This window comes from Rhodococcus sp. P4_F3_2 (assembly GCF_056401335.1).
In genome coordinates this window covers 151829-170592 of the sequence record NZ_JBFUJN010000006.1, presented here as the reverse complement: position 1 = coordinate 170592, position 18764 = coordinate 151829, and the positions used below count along the sequence as shown (strand labels likewise).

At 63.9% G+C, this 18764-nt stretch carries 16 protein-coding genes; 8 read left to right on the top strand and 8 right to left on the bottom strand.

The features are described 5' to 3' along the window. Positions 1–202: 202 nt before the first annotated feature. The gene (locus AC1DWA_RS09185; protein WP_097387086.1) at positions 203–1837 is read left to right on the top strand and encodes a fatty acyl-AMP ligase; all 1635 of its coding nucleotides are present in this window, start codon (positions 203–205) and stop codon (positions 1835–1837) included. Between the two features lie 3 nt (positions 1838–1840). Here the strand turns inward: AC1DWA_RS09185 and pth are convergent, their stop codons facing one another. After that, the gene (gene pth / locus AC1DWA_RS09180; protein WP_003946229.1) at positions 1841–2413 is read right to left on the bottom strand and encodes an aminoacyl-tRNA hydrolase; all 573 of its coding nucleotides are present in this window, start codon (positions 2411–2413) and stop codon (positions 1841–1843) included. Positions 2414–2518: 105 nt separating this feature from the next. Beyond that, positions 2519–3127, bottom strand: a complete 609-nt coding sequence (locus AC1DWA_RS09175; RefSeq protein ID WP_020908579.1) for a 50S ribosomal protein L25/general stress protein Ctc — start codon at positions 3125–3127, stop codon at positions 2519–2521. Between the two features lie 290 nt (positions 3128–3417). Here AC1DWA_RS09175 and AC1DWA_RS09170 point away from each other — a divergent pair, with 290 nt between their 5' ends. Further along, the gene (locus AC1DWA_RS09170) at positions 3418–4623 is read left to right on the top strand and encodes a GAF domain-containing protein (RefSeq protein WP_019744666.1); all 1206 of its coding nucleotides are present in this window, start codon (positions 3418–3420) and stop codon (positions 4621–4623) included. Here the strand turns inward: AC1DWA_RS09170 and AC1DWA_RS09165 are convergent. Both AC1DWA_RS09165 and AC1DWA_RS09160 read right to left on the bottom strand, forming a co-directional pair. After that, positions 4620–6080 carry an FAD-dependent oxidoreductase gene (locus AC1DWA_RS09165; protein ID WP_283308624.1) on the bottom strand — a complete coding sequence of 487 codons (1461 nt, stop codon included), beginning with the start codon at positions 6078–6080 and terminating at the stop codon, positions 4620–4622. The genes AC1DWA_RS09170 and AC1DWA_RS09165 overlap by 4 nt on opposite strands. Before the next feature lie 82 nt (positions 6081–6162). Next, positions 6163–7344: an aminotransferase class V-fold PLP-dependent enzyme gene (locus AC1DWA_RS09160; RefSeq protein WP_047888913.1), complete on the bottom strand. Its 1182-nt coding sequence runs from the start codon at positions 7342–7344 to the stop codon at positions 6163–6165. Positions 7345–7358: 14 nt separating this feature from the next. Between AC1DWA_RS09160 and AC1DWA_RS09155 the strand changes: the two genes are divergently transcribed. The 6 genes from AC1DWA_RS09155 to AC1DWA_RS09130 all read left to right on the top strand — a co-directional run bounded on the left by AC1DWA_RS09155 (position 7359) and on the right by AC1DWA_RS09130 (position 14293). Beyond that, positions 7359–8633 (top strand): APC family permease, encoded by a 1275-nt coding sequence (locus AC1DWA_RS09155; protein WP_046378959.1) that lies wholly within the window; start codon positions 7359–7361, stop codon positions 8631–8633. A 78-nt stretch (positions 8634–8711) separates the two neighbouring features. Next, positions 8712–9935 (top strand): ergothioneine biosynthesis glutamate--cysteine ligase EgtA, encoded by a 1224-nt coding sequence (gene egtA, locus AC1DWA_RS09150; RefSeq protein ID WP_047888912.1) that lies wholly within the window; start codon positions 8712–8714, stop codon positions 9933–9935. Then, on the top strand, positions 9932–11239 hold the full coding sequence (gene egtB, locus AC1DWA_RS09145; protein ID WP_477846225.1) for an ergothioneine biosynthesis protein EgtB: 1308 nt from the start codon (positions 9932–9934) through the stop codon (positions 11237–11239). The genes egtA and egtB overlap by 4 nt, the downstream gene beginning before the upstream one ends. 1 nt (position 11240) lies before the next feature. Further along, positions 11241–11987 (top strand): ergothioneine biosynthesis protein EgtC, encoded by a 747-nt coding sequence (egtC, locus tag AC1DWA_RS09140; RefSeq protein WP_020908572.1) that lies wholly within the window; start codon positions 11241–11243, stop codon positions 11985–11987. Then, positions 11984–12955, top strand: a complete 972-nt coding sequence (egtD, locus tag AC1DWA_RS09135) for an L-histidine N(alpha)-methyltransferase (RefSeq protein WP_029255892.1) — start codon at positions 11984–11986, stop codon at positions 12953–12955. Before egtC ends, egtD begins: the two co-directional genes overlap by 4 nt. A 132-nt stretch (positions 12956–13087) precedes the next feature. Continuing rightward, complete coding sequence (locus tag AC1DWA_RS09130) at positions 13088–14293, top strand: PQQ-dependent sugar dehydrogenase (RefSeq protein ID WP_046378956.1); 1206 nt, start codon at positions 13088–13090, stop codon at positions 14291–14293. A gap of 3 nt (positions 14294–14296) precedes the next feature. On the opposite strand, the gene AC1DWA_RS09125 is transcribed toward AC1DWA_RS09130, so the two are convergent. The 4 genes from AC1DWA_RS09125 to AC1DWA_RS09110 form a co-directional block, all read right to left on the bottom strand. Next, complete coding sequence (locus tag AC1DWA_RS09125) at positions 14297–15184, bottom strand: cyclase family protein (RefSeq protein ID WP_046378955.1); 888 nt, start codon at positions 15182–15184, stop codon at positions 14297–14299. Next, a complete protein-coding gene (locus AC1DWA_RS09120; RefSeq protein WP_019744656.1) occupies positions 15184–16764 on the bottom strand; it encodes an SLC13 family permease in 1581 nt (526 codons plus the stop codon). Before AC1DWA_RS09120 ends, AC1DWA_RS09125 begins: the two co-directional genes overlap by 1 nt. Positions 16765–16842: 78 nt before the next feature. Next, positions 16843–17499: a hypothetical protein gene (locus tag AC1DWA_RS09115; RefSeq protein ID WP_024487329.1), complete on the bottom strand. Its 657-nt coding sequence runs from the start codon at positions 17497–17499 to the stop codon at positions 16843–16845. Between the two features lie 239 nt (positions 17500–17738). Continuing rightward, positions 17739–18719 (bottom strand): ribose-phosphate diphosphokinase, encoded by a 981-nt coding sequence (locus tag AC1DWA_RS09110; protein WP_477916609.1) that lies wholly within the window; start codon positions 18717–18719, stop codon positions 17739–17741. Positions 18720–18764 lie beyond the last annotated feature (45 nt).

Here is an 18764-nt window from a genome sequence, read left to right as displayed (position 1 = left end):
GTGCCGGTGCGCGGACAGGTGGAGAGTGCGGCAGCACAACAGAGAAAGGATACTCGCAGACCACGAGGCAGTAGCCACTGCGGCGTAACACTCGGCGAACGATCGCTGATTATCAATGTATGTGTGTGTTCGAACACACAGCCATTTGTGTCCTGCGAAGAGTTGCACTGAATCGAAGAGTGACACTGACCGAGGAGTTGCGTTGAGCAAGTTCACCGAAGAGATGTACGCGACCGCCGCAGTCACCGACCGCGGCCTGGTGACGGGAGAGCCCGACAACGCTTTCCGTCAGACCTGGGGCGACATCCACCAGGAAGCTCGGCGCATGGCCGGCGGCCTGGCCGAGGTCGGCATCGATCGCGGCGTCGCGATCGGCATTCTCGCCGGACAGCCCGTCGACATCGCGCCTGCCTGCCAGGCGACGTGGATGCGCGGTGCGTCGGTGACGATGCTGCATCAGCCGACCCCCCGAACGGATCTGGGCGTCTGGGCTCAGGACACCGAGACGGTGATCGACATGATCTCCGCAAAAGCCGTCATTCTGGGGGCACCATTCGACGCGGCCAAGCCGCTCCTCGAAGAGCGTGGCATCACCGTCGTGACGGTGGACGAGCTTCGTGGCGGAACGTCGATCGATCCCGTGGAGACGGCTGAATCGGATATCGCACTCCAACAGTTGACGTCAGGTTCCACCGGTTCGCCCAAGGCCGTGCAGATCACGCACGAGAACTTCTACACAAATGCGTACGCGATGATCAACCGCATCAAGTTCTCCATCGAGGACGACGTGATGGTGAGCTGGCTTCCGCTCTTCCACGACATGGGCATGGTCGGCTTCCTGACGGTTCCGATGCAGGTGGGCGCCGAGGTCATCAGCATCACGCCGATGGATTTCCTGCGCACCCCGGTGCTGTGGGCGGAACTCATGGGCAAGTACGGCGGAACTGTCACCGCCGCACCGAACTTCGCGTACTCGCTCTTGGCTCGTCGACTCGCACAGGCAGAAGACGGGGCAGTCGACCTGTCCAGCGTCCGATACATGTGGAACGGCGCCGAGCCGGTGGATCCCGACACGATGGATGCCCTCGCCGAGGCCGGTGCGCGTTTCGGTTTGAACCCGACCGCGCTCGCTCCCGTGTACGGAATGGCGGAAACCACGCTCGCCGTGTCGATTCCGGATCCCGATCAAGGTCAGGTCCTCGACTACGTCGATCCCGACTTCCTCGAGTCGATGTCTCGGGCGGTGCCGTCCAATCGTCCCAACGCTCGTGCCCTCGCCACACTCGGAAAGATGGTGCCTGACCTCGAGGGACGCATCGTCGACCGCGACGGCCAGGTACTTCCGGCCCGCGGCGTCGGAATCATCGAGGTTCGCGGCAAGGCAGTGACCCCCGGTTACGTCACGGTGGAAGGTCACAAGCCGGCGCAGGACTCCGACGGTTGGCTCGATACCGGTGACGTCGGGTACTTCACCGAAGAAGGACTGGTCGTGGTGTGCGGGCGAGTCAAGGACGTCATCATCATGGGCGGCCGGAACGTGTACCCCACAGACATCGAACGGGCAGCCGGAAGCGTTGCCGGTGTGCGCCCGGGAAATGCCGTCGCAATCCGTCTCGATGCCGGCCAGAAGCGTGAGAGCTTTGCGGTCGCCGTCGAGACCAACGCTTTCGAAGATCCGGAAGAGGTCAAGCGCATCGAGCGCGAAGTGGTCCACGCCGTGGTTGCCGACGTCGGTGTCCGGCCTCGCGCCGTTGCGGTTCTGGGCCCCGGCAGTATTCCGAAGACGTCGTCGGGAAAGCTCCGCCGCGCCAATTCGGCTGCCCTGCTGGGTAACTGACTGTCAGTGCAAGCGGTTCTGTGCGGCTTCGAGCCCGAGTTCGAGCAGTAGCTCGACTGCATCCGCAGCTTCTTCGCACACGAGATCGAGTTCTTTTCGCTCCGTGGACGAGAACGGTTTGAGAACGTAGTCCGCCGGGTCCATGCGGCCCGGCGGGCGACCGATCCCGACGCGTGTGCGCAGGTAGTCCTTGGTGGTCAACGAACTCGAAATGGACCGCAGACCGTTGTGTCCGCCTTCGCCGCCGCCGAGTTTGAGTCTGATGGTCCCGAAATCGAGATCCAGTTCGTCGTGGACGACGATGATGTTCGCGGCATCGACCGAGAAGAATCGCGCGAGACCGGCGACCGCGCCACCCGAGAGATTCATGTACGAGCGTGGTTTTCCGAGAATCACGCGTCGGCCGGCGAGGCGACCTTCGACGATTTCGGCGCCACTCTTCTTGTGTACGTTGAACTTTCCGCCCATGCGCCCGGCAAGGGTGCCGGCGACCATGAAGCCGACGTTGTGCCGGGTCTTCTCGTACTGCGGGCCGGGATTACCCAGGCCGATGACGAGGGCGGTATCTGTGCTCAACGGACGCTACTTTCTGGCTTGATTTTCCTGCTACGCACGAACGGCGCGTCACTCCGAATCGGAATGACGCGCCGCGCGCAGTGAGTTCTGTTGGAACCGAGAGGATCAGGCCTCTTCTGCAGCCTCGTCGGCGGCGGGAGCTTCTGCGCCCTCTTCGAGGTCAGCCTCGGTCGGTGCAGCAACGACGTTGACGATCAGGGTGTCGGCGTCAGCCTGCAGGACGGAGCCGGCGGGCAGTTCGAGCTGGCTTGCCAGGATCTGGGTGCCGATTTCGAGGCCCTCGACCGAGACCTCGATCTGCTCGGGGATGTGGAGGGCGTCTGCCTCGATGGAGATGGTCGATGCATCCTGCGCGACCATGGTGCCTGCAGCAGCGTCACCGACGACTACGACGTGAACGTCGATGGTGACCTTCTCGCCCTTCTTGATGACGAGGAGGTCAGCGTGCTCGATGTAGCTGCGGATGGGGTGCACGACGACCGACTTGGTCAGTGCAACCTGCTCCGTGCCCTCGATGTCGAGGGTGAGGATGGCGTTGGTGCCCTGTGCGCGGAGGATGCGAGCGAAGTCGCGAGCCGGCACGTTGAGGTGGCGGGGATCTTCGCCGTGGCCGTACAGAACCGTGGGGACCTGGCCGTCGCGACGTGCGCGGCGAGCTGCGCCCTTGCCGAATTCGGTGCGGACGACGGCGACGAGGTTGTTTTCTTCAGACATGATGAAACGGCTCCTACAACTCACGGGGTTCGTGCTCGGTTTACTGACGTGTGGTTTTGCCTGCGGCAAGGCGGACAGGCGCGCACACGGCCAGGAGCGAAACGCTCGAGCTGAGCCGTAGCCGCGTCGATCACGGTAAACCTGCAACGTGTGGAACTGCTGCGATTCACCCTCGCCGAGACAACTTTGGATACGTTACCGGAGTTTGCTCCCCGCCGCTAATCGCAGGTGGTGGGGACCTGGCCGTGTGGACGTGGTTCGCGTCACATCGAAAGCGGTAGCCTGACGGAGTGACCACCGTGGGGAGCGCTCCCGAAGGCAGTCGGCTCGGTGCCGTCGTGCCGGGTACCGACCTGTCGCAGCATGCGCGCCTACTGAGCCGGGTGCACGACGCAGTTCTCTCGGGGCAGGAACCACCGGCGCAGCCGCGGACCGTCGTGGCGCGGTCGTGGTCGCGGGTGGCTGCGGGTGGGCTCGCGCCCGATCATTGCGGCGCGTCCGCTGTCGCCGATTTCTCCGAGTTGGAGTCGAGGCGTTCGCGTACCGCGCTGCGCAGCGTTCTGCCCGAACTGCGAACCACGCTCACCGAGGTCGCCGAGGACGCAGGCTTCATCGTGGTCGTTGCCGACGCTGACGGTGTCCTGCTCTGGCGCGAGGGGGCGAAGACCGTCAAACGTGCGGCGGACGCACTCGGGTTCGCCGAAGGCGCGCGCTGGTCGGAGCAGTCGGTGGGTACCAACGCGATCGGTACCGCGCTGATCGAAGATTCTGCGGTGCAACTCTTCTCGGCCGAGCACTATGCGCCGACGCATCACAATTGGTCATGTACCGGCTCGCCTGTGCACGACCCCCGGACAGGCGAGATCCTGGGCGTGGTGGACATCAGCGGGTCCGCAGCCTCGGTGCATCCCACCACTGTCGCGCTGGTTCGCACCGCGGTTCGCCTCGCGGAGGCGACGCTGTGGCGCGAGCATGCAGCTCAGCTCGATCGCCTGCGCTCGCGGGCGGCGCCATTGTTCGCGGCGGGCACGGGTCCGGCATTGGTGGTCGACGAGTTCGGCTGGGTGGCTGGCGCCAGCGGGATTGCCGCGCCTGACCGGGTGGCGGCACCCAGTGCGGGAAAGCCCGTCATCGTGCCAGGTCTTGGGATGTGTCTGCCTGAGCCGCTCGGTGACGGCTGGCTGTTGCGCACCGGCGTCGGCGGGCCGGTGATCGAGCTCGAGCTGTCCCTCGGTGCATCGCCGCAGGTGACGGTGCGTGGTGATGCAAACTGGACGCGCGCGCTTTCGCCGCGTCACGCTCAGATCTTGCGTGCGCTGGCAGCTGTGGGATCGGCTGGCGTGGATGCCGCAGGCCTGAGCGAAGTGCTCTTCGGTGATCGCGAGCATGTGGTGGCAGTGCGCGCCGAGGTGTCCAGATTGAGGAAACACCTCGGCGCGGTTCTGCAGACTCAGCCGTACCGCTTTGCCGACGGCGTGCGGGTTGTGGTGACCTAGCGCGCTGCGCTGATTCCGGCACGACGTCCGAAGAAGCTGCCGTCGCCGAGACTGGTTCCGCTGGCGTAACCACCTGCGCAGACACCGGACGTGCAGCGCCCCGCTGCGAACAGTCCGGGGATCGGCGCACCCGAGACGTGCAGAACCTCGGAATCGACGGTTGTCTTCAATCCTCCCAGCGTGAATCCGCCTGTGCGGCCACGTAGATCGATTGCCGCGAACGGGCCGACGATCGGCTTGACCCACTCGGACTTCTTGCCGAGCACCGGGTCGGACCCTTCAGCCGCGTGACGGTTGTAGAGGTCGACGGTCGATTGCAGCGATCCGGCGGGAAGCCCCATCTCGGCTTCGAGTTCCTCGACGGTTTCCGCCACCCAGGTCGGCTGCGCCCGCAACTGCGCACTGGACGATTCGGCATTCATGCCTTCCTCGTACGCAGCTTCGTCGATCACGAGGAATGCCTGGTTGTCCTGCTGGAACAGTGTTGCCTGTCCGATGCGGCCCGGGTAGGTGTCTTCGGGGATGTATCGCTGACCACGGCCGTTGACAAGAATGCCGCGCACCATCAACTGTGGGTCGCAGAAGAACGCGACCTCGGTGGCGTCCATGTGTGCGGTGTCGGCGCCCAGAGCCTGACCGATCTGGATTGCGCGGCCGTCGTGCGCTTCGATCGAGGCCGCCGGGTGGCCGAAGATACGCGGTGCGTTCGAGCGCACCATCTCGTTGTTGTACGCGAAACTGCCCATCGCAAGCACGACGCCTTTGCGGGCACGAATCGCGACGTCCTTGCCGTAGCGCTTGGCGACAACTCCCACGACCCGATCGCCGTCGACCACCAAAGTCTGGACACGCAGATCGTATTCTGCACGGACACCGAGCTTTTCGGCCGTCTCGACGAGTGGCTTCATCAGCATGTAGCCGCCGCCCTGCTCGCCGGTCTTCTTCTCGCTCATCTGCGGGACGTGTCCGCGGGGCGCGGGATCGACGAGCGCGTTGAACGGTGCGGCGTTTTCGCCGCCTGAGTACATGAGGCCGTCGTCGTACGGCGGTTCCCAGCCGGGCTGACCCCAGAACGATTCCTTGAACGGGACGCCGGCGTCGACGAGCCAGTTGTAGTGATCGACGCTGCCCTCGCAGTACGCGTCGATCTTCGTGTCGTCGGTTCCGGGGCCGAGCGCTGCCTTCATGAACGTCTTCATGTTCTCGACCGAGTCCTCGAACCCGCACGCCTTCTGCAACGGCGTTCCACCGCCCAGGTAGATGAATCCACCAGCCAGTGACGCGGCTCCGCCCCAACCGCCCGTCCGCTCCAGGACGAGCACCTCGGCGCCCGCACGCGCTGCTTCGATCGCAGCGGTGACGCCGGCGATGCCGTATCCCGCGACGACGACGTCGGCCTCGTAGTCCCAGGTGGTGATGTCTGCAGCGGAGATCGGTCTGACGGTCGAGTCGGCCATGCGAAGCGTCCTTTCGGAAGACGAAACTACTGATCGCCACACAGTTGCAGTTTCGACTTCCGCGGATCAGGTGTGGTCCCGGTCAACGGGAGGTTTGTAATCTCCTGACCGCGCTAAGGAATGCGTCCAGGTCCGCTTCGTCGACGAAGTAGTGCGGCGATGCGCGAACCACGGCGTCGAGCCCGCGTGCATCCATGTCGAGGAGCGTGGACCCGCGACCGCTGACGGTGACGGTGATGTTCTGTGCTGCAAGCTGATCCCGCACGAGGTGCTCGGAAATACCTTCGACGGTGAAGGAAACGATGCCGCTCAGCTGGGTCCCTCGATCGTGGACGTCGACTCCGGGAATCGATGCCAGCCCTTGCCGCAGCGCGACTGCTCTGGATTCGATCTGTGCCCACACCGTGTCGGTGCCGATCGAGAGCAGATAATCGGCGGCGACGCCAAGACCCAGGCGCGCAGCGACACTCGTCTCCCAGAGTTCGAATCGTGTTGCGTCCGGTGCAGGGACGAAGCTGTTCTCGCTCGTCCATTCCGCTCCGTGCAGATCCATCGCAGCAGGTTCGAGCGCGTCGACGAGTCCGGGGCGGACGTACAGGAATCCGGTTCCGCGTGGCCCGCGGAGCCACTTGCGGCCGGTGGCGCTGAGGGCGTCGATGCCGAGTTCGGTGACGTCGATGGGCAACTGGCCGAAGGACTGGCACGCGTCGAGCAGAACGAGAGAGCCATGGGCTCTGGCCAATTCGACGACCTCGCAAACGGGGTTGATCAGGCCGCCGTTGGTGGGGACGTGGACGACGGAGACGAGGCGAACCCGATCGTCGAGCATGTTCTCGAGTGCGTCGAGGTCGATGCGTCCGTACTGATCGCTCGGGATGATCTCGACGTGGGCGCCGGTCGAACGCGCCCGCCCCAGGGCGGCGATGGCGTTGCTCGCGTATTCGACTCCGCTGATGAGGATTCGATCACCAGGTCCGAGCGAAACCGAGGCGAAGAAGTCGTTCCACGCGCGGGTCGCGCTGTCCGTCAACGCGATATCGGTTGCCTGAGCGCCGATGACCCGGGCCAGCGAATGCGGAACAGCAGCCAGGGCGCCGCTCTGACGAGCAGCTGCGACGTATCCGCCGACGTCGGCTTCACGTCGCAGGTGCTCGATCATCGTGGTCAGCACCGGCTCGGGCGGGAGCGAGGATCCCGCGCTGTCGAGGAACACCTTGTCGAGGCATCCGGGAGTGTCGCGGCGGATCGTGTCGAGATCGAACATGGCACCTTCCGTTCATGTCGGTGTGGTTCAAACTACCTGTGAACGAAGCTGTCCCGATGGAGCGAAGGCTGGGCACGGTCGATGCCGTGGTGATCGGCCTCGGCGCGATGATCGGCGCCGGAGTCTTCGTAGTGTTCGCGCCCGCTGCCGCAGTAGCCGGTACCGGGTTGCTTGTGGGCCTGGCGATTGCAGCGTTCATCGCATTCTGCAACGCGACGTCGTCGGCGCAGCTTGCGGCCAGATACCCCACGTCAGGTGGGACCTACGTCTACGGACGTGAGCAGCTCGGACCCTGGTGGGGGTTTGCCGCAGGCTGGTCGTTCGTGATCGGGAAGACCGCGAGTTGCGCGGCAATGGCCCTGACTTTCGCGACGTATGTTGCGCCTACCGCCTGGCGTGTTCCCGTCGCGGTATTGGTGGTGGCGGCGCTGGTTGCAGTCAACTACCGCGGAGTGACGCGGACGGCGCACATGGCCAGGGTGATCGTCGCTGTGTCGGCGACAGCACTGTGCGTAGCGCTGCTGGTTGCCGTCGTCGGTCCTGGTGCAGTGCGCGAGCTCCCGGATCTCGCGTTCGGGTCGTGGTACGGAGTCCTGCAATCGGCGGGGCTGCTGTTCTTCGCCTTCGCCGGCTACGCCAGGATCGCGACGCTGGGGGAGGAAGTGCGCGATCCGCGCCGCACGATTCCGCGGGCGATCCTGATTGCTCTCACCGTCGCCGTCATCCTCTATGCACTGGTAGCAGTGGTGCTGTTGGTGACGTTGGGACCTGATCGGCTGGCGAACTCGGCACGGCCCTTGGCCGATGCAGTGGGCGCGACCGGGTGGAACTGGGCAGTTCCCGTAGTGGTGATCGGTGCCGCTGCGGCGTCGGCGGGGGCGCTGCTGGCTCTGATCGCGGGGGTGAGCCGTACGGCGATGGCGATGGCACGCGAGCGTGATCTGCCGGTTGCCCTGTCAGCCGTCCACCCACGGTTCGAGGTACCTCACCATGCGGAACTTGTGGTCGGTGCTGTCGTGATCGTTTTGGTGTCGACAACCGATCTTCGTGGGGTGATCGGCTTTTCGTCGTTCGGAGTGCTGCTCTACTACCTTGTCGCGAACGTGAGTGCGTACAGCCAGCGCGGGGTGGACCGGATGTATCCGAAGTGGCTGCAAGCGGTCGGCGCGGCTGGTTGTGTCGTTCTGGTGGTCACACTTCCGTGGATTGCGGTTGTTTTCGGGGTAGGTGTTGTTCTGGCCGGTTGTGGGTACCGGTGGATACGACTGAAGAAATTCAACGACACGTAACACCACAAAGGGTGCATCTCGGACGTTGGCGTTCTATCGTCGGTAGCGACCGCGAAGACCGCCCGAAGGGGAAGTCGAATGGTGACAACAGCGTTGACAGCAGCACAGACCACGCAGGTGGATTCGCGTCCTGCGGCCGAGGCATACGTCGGTGGTGTGTGCTTCAAACAGGGGCCACCCCGCTTGGTAGGAGCTGAGCTCGAGTGGCTGACCAGCCACGTTCCCGGTGGAGAGAGGCCGTCAGCCGCGACTCTGGCAAGGGCACTCGGGCGACATGCACCCACCAGTATCGACCCGGATTCACCGGCGGCACCGCTTCCGCGTGGCAGCCTCGTCACCGTAGAACCTGGCGGACAAATAGAACTCTCCTCAGCGCCGCGCACGTCCGCTCGCGAACTGTGTGACTGCCTCGACGACGACCGTCGTACTCTCGAAACACTCCTCGCGCCGTACTCCATCGAAATCAGTTCGGCGGCGGCCGACGTCGCCCGCCCACCTTCCCGGATTCTCCGGCTGCCGCGTTATTGCGCAATGGAATCCCGCTTCGCCGGGATAGGACCGTACGGCACCTTGATGATGTGCAATACCGCGGCAGTACAGATCAGTGTCGATGCCGGCGGCAGCCCGGAGTCCATCGCCCAGCGTTGGCGGCTCCTCGGGGACATGGGCCCGGCTCTCATCGCAGCGTTTGCGTGTTCTCCACGCTTGCAAGGGGTTCCGAAGGGAGATTGGGCGTCCCAACGCATGCGGACGTGGCTCGAACTCGATTCATGGCGAACTGTCGCAGTCCCGGAAGTGCAGGACTATGCCGGCTGGGCGCTCGATGTTCCGCTGATGTGTGTGCGAAACGAGGGTGACGATTGGACGGCTCCGCGGGGTGCCACTTTCGGAGACTGGATAGACGGCGCTGTGGATGCCGAGATCGGACGCCGACCCGTCTGGGCAGACTTGGACTATCACCTGTCCACGCTGTTCCCGCCGGTTCGCGCCGTCGGCCATCTGGAGGTTCGCTACATCGATGCGCAGCCGGGAGATCTGTGGCGAGTACCGGTAGCAGCGATCGATGCGTTGCTGTCCGGGCCTGCCGTGATGCGGGAGGCCAGTGATGCTGCAGCATCGACGGCCGGGCGGTGGCGGGACGCGGCGGAGTACGGATTGGACGATGTCGAACTGCGTTCGGCTGCAACCTCTCTGATGTCGCTTGCCGCGTCGTACGCGCCGGAGCCGCAGTTCGTTCGTCTTCTCGATGCCGCAGCCGAACGGTGTTGTCGCGCAATAGTGCCCGGTGAGAGCGACACATGACGGGGGAGATCACCAAGGAAGCGGTCGAGGCCGTACTTCTGCGAGCGCGTGAGCGGTCGACGCTACTCACCGACTGCGTCGACGATACCGAATTGATCGCTCAGCATTCCCCGTTGATGAGTCCACTCGTGTGGGACCTGGCGCACATCGGTAATCAGGAGGAACTCTGGTTGGTTCGCGATGTCGGTGGCCGCGATCCGGTGCGTAGCGACATAGACGAGCTGTACGACGCTTTCAAGCATTCGAGATCGTCGAGACCCACACTTCCCCTGCTCAACCCGGCCGAGGCGCGCGAATACGTACGTACGGTCCGTGGGAAGGTCTGGGATGTGCTCGAAGCCAGCACGTTCGGTCGTACAGAACTCGACGTGGACGGTTTTGCCTTCGGGATGATCGCGCAGCACGAGCAGCAACACGCCGAAACCATGCTCGCGACACACCAATTGCGTTCGGGACCCACGGCACTCGTTGCGACACCCGCTCCGCAAGCGGCCCGCATGCCGGAACTCGACGAGGTCACGATTCCCGCCGGCCCCTTCGTCATGGGGACCGACGACGAACCGTGGGCACTCGACAACGAGCGCACTGCGCATCAGGTCTATCTCACCGACTTCGCGATCGACAGATTCCCGGTCACCAACGGGCAGTTCGTCGAATTCATCGAGGACGGCGGGTATTCCCGACCGGAACTGTGGTCTCGCGACGGTTGGCGGCATCGCGTCGACGCGAAACTTCGTGCACCCCTGTTCTGGGAACACGACAGTTCGGGTTGGTGGCACGAGACTTTCGGCGTCGAGGCTCCGGTTCCGCCGGACAAGCCGGTCGTGCATGTGAGTTACTACGAGGCCGAGGCCTACGCCGGCTGGGCAGGCAAACGGCTTCCCACCGAGGCGGAATGGGAAAAGGCCGCGCGCTGGGATCCGGAATCCGGAAGATCACGACGGTTCCCCTGGGGGGACGTCTCCGCAGACGAGAATCTCGCCAATCTCGGTCAACGCCATCTCGGCCCCGCCGGCGTCGGCTCGTACCCAGCAGGGGCGTCAGCAGCGGGTGTCGAGCAGTTGATCGGCGACGTATGGGAGTGGACGTCTTCGGGTTTCCATCCGTATCCGGGTTTCCGGGCTTTCCCGTATCGGGAGTACTCGGAGGTATTCTTCGGCGGCGACTACAAGGTGTTGCGAGGGGGATCGTTCGGGACCGACAGTGTTGCCTGTCGTGGGACGTTCCGTAACTGGGACCATCCGATCAGGCGCCAGATCTTCTCGGGTTTTCGTTGCGCCAGAACGATTTCGGGTAGACCCTGACATGTGTCGGCACCTCGGGTATCTCGGGCCGCCACGTTCGGTTCGTGAACTCATCCACGACGGCGAGAACTCACTGATGCGACAGTCGTGGGCACCTCGCGAGATGCGTGGCGGCGGGACCATCAATGCCGACGGATTCGGTGCGGTGTGGTGGAACGGTGGAAGGCAGGGACGGTACCGCAGTATCTCGCCGATCTGGTCGGACCCGACAGTCGACGAGACGTTGTCCCACATAGGTTCCGGAGCCGTCCTCGCCGCCGTGCGTTCCGCGACGGAGGGGATGGCCGTCGAGATCGGTGCCTGCGCACCGTTCGTCGACGGAACCTACGCCTTCAGTCACAACGGAGCCGTATCCGGTTGGCCTGGATCACTTGCCGACTTGGCGGCAGAAGTTCCGGCCGTCGAACTGCTGAAGATGCCCGCCCCGACGGATGCTGCCTTGTTGTGGACAGTGCTTCGGCATCGGTTGAAGTCGAAGCCCGCGGAGGTCGCCGTGACGAGCCTCGTTCACGATGTGGCTGCGGCGGCGCCGGATTCACGATTGAACCTCCTGTTCGGCGACGGGCAGGAACTGTGGGCCACGGCGTGGGGCCACACGTTGTACACGCGGGTCGACGAGTCGCGGGCCCTGATCGTTTCCGAACCGTTCGATCGATCCCCGGACTGGGAGCAGGTGCCGGACCGGCACATCGTCTGCGCGCGTCCCGGCCATGTGATCATCACCCCGATCCCGATGGGAGAAAAATGAAAACCCCTACGCTCGAGGTTTATCTGACACCGGCCGAATCGGTCGACGCACTGCGAGCCGAGGCCAGGGAGGGGCTCAGCGCAACGCCGAAGTGGCTCTCGCCCAAATGGTTCTACGACGCGCGTGGAAGTGAACTGTTCGAGGAGATCACGGCCTTACCCGAGTATTACCCCACCCGTACCGAACGCGGCCTGCTCACGCAGTACGCCGACGAGATCGCGGCGTTGACCGAACCCGAGATCCTGATCGAACTGGGTTCAGGTTCCTCGGAGAAGACGCGGTTACTCCTCGACGCGATGACGGCTCGCGGAACTCTGCGAACGTATGTACCGCAGGATGTTTCGGTGACGGCCCTCGAAGGCGCGGCGCAGCAAGTCGGCGCCGAGTTTCCCGGAATCGACGTGCTCGGAGTGGTCAGCGACTTCACCGGTTCGCTGCATCATCTGCCCGGTGGTGGACGGCGCGCGGTCGCTTTTCTCGGCGGAACTCTCGGTAATCTCGTTCCCGCAGAACGAGCCGAGTTCCTCTCGGGGATCGCAGCGGTGCTCGCTCCGGGGGAGAACCTGATCCTGGGTGTGGGATTGGTGATCGATCCGGCGGTTCTCGTGCCCGCCTACGACGACGCTGCCGGCGTGACTGCCCAGTTCAACCTCAACGTTCTCGCGGTCCTGAACAAGCAACTGGGAGCGAACTTTCCCTTGGAAGACTTCCGTCACGTCGCGCTCTGGGATGCCGAGAACCAGTGGATCGAAATGCGGTTGGAAGCACTTCGTGAACTCTCGGTGCATATCGACGACCTGGATCTGGAGATCACCTTCGCAGCGGGCGAGCAGCTGCGCACCGAGATCTCGGCGAAGTTCACCGAGGACGGGATTGCCGCGGAGCTCGCATCCGCGGGCTTCGGGGTGCGGAAGGTGTGGACGGATCAGGATCAGCGCTTCGCGTTGTTGTGCGCGCAGCGGGCGTGAGCGTTCACTAATCGACTCGAAACGCGGGTTTCCGCGTCTGGGAACGACTTCTGTGCGCTCGGTTCCGGCAGCGCAGACCGATTTGTCTGTTTATAGTGAGGCGCAGAACGGTTTCCGACCCGAGGAGAACGCGTGCGTCATCCGAAGCTCGCCGCATTGACCGTGGCCCTGACTGCAGTACTGGTGATGCCGGTAACGCAGAGCGTGGCTCAACCCTTCCCCTTCGACCCCGGCAGTTTCGGCAACGGCAGTACCGGATCGCTGGGCGGTGACGACCCGGACATCCCCATCGAGAACACCCTCCCGCAGCTGTCGGTCACCACACTCGTCGACGGACTCGATCACCCCTGGGACGTCGTGGCAGCCCCGGACGGCGCGATCCTGACGGGACAACGGTCCGGCGGATTCTTCGTTCGCCGAGGCGACAACACGACAGGTCCAGTCTCTGCTGACCTTTCGGATCTCTACGCTCAGTCCGAAACCGGGCTCATGGGCATCGCGCTTGCCCGTGACTTCGCTCAGTCGCGCACCCTCTACACCTGCCAGGGATTCAGTGCTGGGGGAGTCACGGACGTTCGAGTGATCTCGTGGACCGTCGACGCCGGATGGACCGCCCTCACGCGGACCGGAACCGTATTGCCAGGGATCCCGGTCTCGTCCGGGCGTCACGGGGGTTGCCGAATTCTTGCGGCCCAGGACGGGACGCTGTTCGTCGGGACGGGTGACACCGCGACGCCGAGCGTCCCGCAGGATCCGAATTCGCTGGGCGGCAAGGTCTTGCACATCAACGCCGACGGATCTCCAGCAGCGGGGAATCCGAATGCAGGCAGTCCCGTCTACACGCTCGGTCACCGCAACGTCCAAGGCTTGGCCGTGCAACCTGGAACCGGTCGGGTCTACTCGGTTGAACAGGGCACAAGCGTCGACGACGAAGTCAACCTGCTTACCTCCGGCGGAAATTACGGCTACCGCCCGGATCGGCTTCCCGGAACGTACGACGAATCCGTGCCGATGACCGATCCCGTGCGAGTGCCGGGAGCAATTGCGGCGGTGTGGCGTTCGGGTAGCTCCACGTTGGCTACCGCCAGCGCTGCCTTCACGGGCGGAGCGGCGTGGGGCGCCTGGGACGGTGCACTCGTAATGGGTGGTCTCAAGAGCAAGGAACTGATCTTCCTCCGCCTCAGTGCCGACGGACGCTCGGTCGACGCGCAGACCTTCGGATTGGTGAACCAGTTCGGGCGCTTGCGCTCGGTGACTCCGACGCCGGACGGCTCGCTCCTGGTGACCACCGACAACGGAGCAGGCGACAAGGTGCTGCGGGTGACGCCAACGCCCTGATCTTCAATACCAGGCGATGACCCGGCACGGACCACCCGAACCACCCGCATGCGTCGGCGCTCCCACCATCACCGTGGCGCCGACGGCCGGAAGTGCGGACAGGTTCGCGAGGGCTTCGACTGCGTACTTTCCTGAGCCCAAAGCGCTTCGGTGAGCCCCGTGGGTGGTGCTTCGGCCCGCGTCGATGCTGAGGGTGTCCGAACCCACGGCCACTATGTCGCGCTCGCGGACGAGGAAGTCGATCGCTTCGGGGGCGAATCCCGGAGTGTGTTGCACGCCGTGTACATCTCGATTCGTGAAGGCTCCGCCGGCACCGGCCCGGGTATCCCAACCCGAGTTCATCGCAACCAGGCTGCGAGGAGAGATCGTCCCGTGGACGGCTTCCCAATCGAGGATGTCCTGATGGGTGAGCAACGCGTCAGGGTCGACGGCGGCTCGGGCGCTGATATCGACGACCGCAATCGGTACGACGAGGTCGGCGACCGGAATCTTCTCGACGGTGATTCCGTCCGCACTGGCGTGCGCGGGCGCGTCGATGTGCGTACCGGTGTGTTCCTCGAGGCGGAGTTCGTTGAGGTAGAAGTTTCCGCCGAAACCAGAGGACCCGAGCGAGCCCATGGACCCGCCGGCGTCGGCGATCTTCGCCAGGTTCCTCATCTCGAACGAGCGCGCGCCCGGCCACACCGGGAAATCCGGCGTCAGTACATGGGTCAGATCGACGATGGTCCGACCCGATGGCGCTGCCGACGCAGTGGGCTGCACCGCGCCGGCCACGACGGTCGCACCGAGCGCAGTAGTGCCGAGCGCCGCGAACATCGATCGTCGGCTGACTTTCCTGCCCTCTCGTCCGATCGATTCGTAGACCTCCGACAACACCTTCGGTGAGCACATCAGAAACTCCAGATCACTGGGATCAACACCGTCGCAACTACCAGGAACCACAACAACATCGGGAGTCCGAGCTTCCAGTAGTCGCCGAACTTGTATCCGCCAGGTCCCATCACCATCATGTTCGCGGGAGTGGCGACGGGCGTCAGGAAGGAGGCTGCGGCAGCGACAGTCACCGTCATCAGAAGGGGCAGCACCGAGATATCGAGTTCGCCGGCGACCGAGATGGCGATCGGCGTGATGATCAGCGCGGTCGCGGTGTTGCTGATCAGCTGACCCAGCGTCGCCGTCACGACGAAGAGTCCGGCGACGACGACATACGGGCTTGCACCACCGACGACGTCGACGAAGGCATGAGCGAGTTTCTCGGCTGCGCCGGTCTGCTGGATCGCGGTCGAGAGCGGGATCATTCCGCCGACGAGAATCAACGTGGTCCACGAGATGGACCGATGCGCTTGCTCCACGCTGATCACTCGTAACAAAACCATCGCACACGCCGCGAGGAGTCCGGCTATCGCCGACGGCACCAATCCGAAGGTCAGCAACACGACCATCGCCGCTACGACGACGAGGGCGATGACCGCGCGAGTTCCCAACGGCGCTGCCTGCTTACGGATCTGACCAGGTGCGTCGACCACGAGGACATTCGGATCGACCGCGGTGTGGGTGTCGAGATCGTCCCAGCTGCCTTGCAGGAGGAGCGTGTCACCTGCCGCCAACTTGACGCCCTTCGGGCCGCAGTCCTCACCGGCACGCTGGACCGCGAGGATCACCAGATCGCCACTGTCGGTCACCATGCCGGGAAAGGCCCTGTCGCCGATCATTTCCGAGCGCGGCGGGATTATCACTTCGACCACACCGTCGTGCTTGGTGATCAAGGGCTCTGCGGACGGCGCATCCTTGCCCATCAACTGATACTGCTTCGCGAGGGTCTTGGCGTGCCGGCTCAGGTCAGGCGACATCGACGTCCCCGCACGATGGGGGAGGACGTGAGGACCGAGAAGTACGGCGATCGCGATCGTTCCCAAAACGAGCGGCGCACCGACCAAGGTGAAACTGAAGAACCCGAAAGCACCGGCCCCGGATTCCTCGGCGGCTTCGGAAACGATGATGTTGACCGGTGTTCCGGTCAAGGTGAGCATCGAACCGGCATGGGCGGCAAATGCCAACGGCAGAAGCAGTTGTGACGTCGACTTACCGAGACGCACTGCCAAGACGACCACCATCGGCACCAGCGCGGCTACGGCTCCGTTGACGCTGATCAATGCGGTCAACGCGGCAACCAGCAACATGATCGCACTCAAGAGGCGGACACGGGATTCGCCGACTTTCGCCAGTAGTTTCTCGCCCGCCCACGTGGTGACACCGGTGGCGTCGAGGGCTTCGCTGACGACGAAGAGCGCGGCGATGAACACCACCGTGGGATCGCCGAATCCGGCAAGCGCCTGCTCCATCGTGATGACACCGGTGGCGTAGAGCGCCAGGGCAGTGCCGATCGCGATGATGCCGACCGGGATTCGGCCGATCACGAACAGCGCCACGACCAGTGCAAGCACGACAAAGGTGATGGTGATGTCATTCACGATTCGTAAAGGTACCTGCTCATACAGAACGGCCCCGTCTCGCAAGGGAGACGGGGCCGTGGGACGGACGCGAAGGAATTAGTTGGAGGCGGCGATGCGAGCCTTCTCGAGAGCGGCCAGCGTGCGAAGAACCGTGGCCTTCTGCTTGTTGAGATCGCTCAGTCGCGCGCGCGCCGGCAACCCTTGTGCGAGTTCGGCGACCTTGATCTGCTCGTCGATCGAACCGAGCTGATCGAGAAGCCCTAGGACGCGAGCCTGGAGCGTGTCGATGTCCACGGTGTCCGTCTTGACCGGAGCGGCAACGCGCGTCGCTGTGCCCGTGCTGGCGGGGCGGGAAGCCCGTGCGGGTGACGTGTCGGCGACAACCGTTGCGGCACGGGGCCGAATTGCCTTGCGAACGGCGGCCGCATCGGGAAGGACGTCCATGCGGATCTCGTTCAGAACTCGGCGAGCCTCGCGAGCGTTGACGCGGTACTCGCGTTCTTCGTCGTCGTCGGACTGCAGCGTGCCGCCGAGCGGGCGCAGACCGTACATACCGAGGAAGCGCTTCGCGTCGTCGATGATGCCTTCGTTTTCACGACATTTTCCACAGCGGGGTTCGTTGCGGAACATGTCCACGGAGTTGTCGTCTCCGCACCAGACACAAGATCCTGGGCGCCACCGCCGGATCGTCGGAACTGATGAATTCAGGGAATGAGATTCGGGCCGGGATTCCAGGGTTTGCGCGTCGATCACGACGAGCCACACTAGGCGAAGATTGCGGCGCGGTGAACACCGCCCCAACATCGACCTGGGTTTCTGGTCGTGGGCGTGATCAAGATCATGCTGAATGCCGTATTCGGTGGTATTCGTGTGTCCCACAGGTGGTTTCATGATGACCGGGTGGTCTGTTTCTGTGGTGTTCACGAAGACGACGACGGGCGCGTACCAGTGACCGTGAAGTCACAGGTACGCGCCCGTAGAGCAGCGTGAGACTAGGCGCTGCCGTTGAACAGCGAAGTCACAGAACCGTTCTCGAAAACTTCCTTGATGGTGCGAGCCAGCAGCGGTGCGATGGACAGCACCGTCAGCGTCGGGAACTTCTTCGACTCGTCGATCGGAAGTGTATTGGTGACAACAACTTCCTTTGCGCCACACGTCGACRGACGCTCGGCAGCAGGGTCGGAGAGGACGCCGTGGGTTGCAGCGATGACGACGTCACCCGCTCCGGCCTCCTTGAGTACCTTGACCGCGCCGGYGATGGTTCCGCCGGTGTCGATCATGTCGTCGATCAGGATGCAGGTGCGACCTTCGACATCACCGACGACGCGGTTGGACTTGACCTGGTTGGGTACCAAGGGATCGCGCGTCTTGTGAATGAACGCCAGCGGCGCTCCGCCGAGCGAGTCGGCCCATTTCTCGGCGACGCGAACGCGGCCCGAGTCGGGGGAGACCACCGTGATGTTCTCGAGGTTGTAGCCCGCGCGAATATGGTTGGCCAACTGGCTGTGTGCGTGCATGTGATCGACGGGGCCGTCGAAAAAGCCCTGGATCTGATCGGTATGCAGGTCGACCGTGATGATGCGATCGGCGCCGGCAGTCTTGAGCAGGTCAGCGATCAGGCGAGCGGAGATCGGCTCGCGTCCGCGGTGCTTCTTGTCCTGGCGGGCGTACGGGTAGAACGGAAGAACGGCAGTGATGCGCTTTGCCGATCCACGCTTGAGAGCGTCGATCATGATGAGCTGCTCCATCACCCACGTGTTCAGCGGTGCCGGATGACTCTGCAGGACGAACGCGTCGGAGCCGCGAACCGACTCTTCGAATCGAACGAAGATCTCACCGTTCGCGAAGTCGCGCGCGGTCTGCGGGGTGACGCGGATGTCGAGTTCCTTCGCCACCTGCTCCGCCAACTCGGGATGTGCGCGACCCGAGAACAACATCAGGTTCTTCTGGTTGTCGATCCAATTCGCAGTCACTGGTTCATGCCATCCTTTTGTACTTGCCGGTCGATCTGGTGGTGA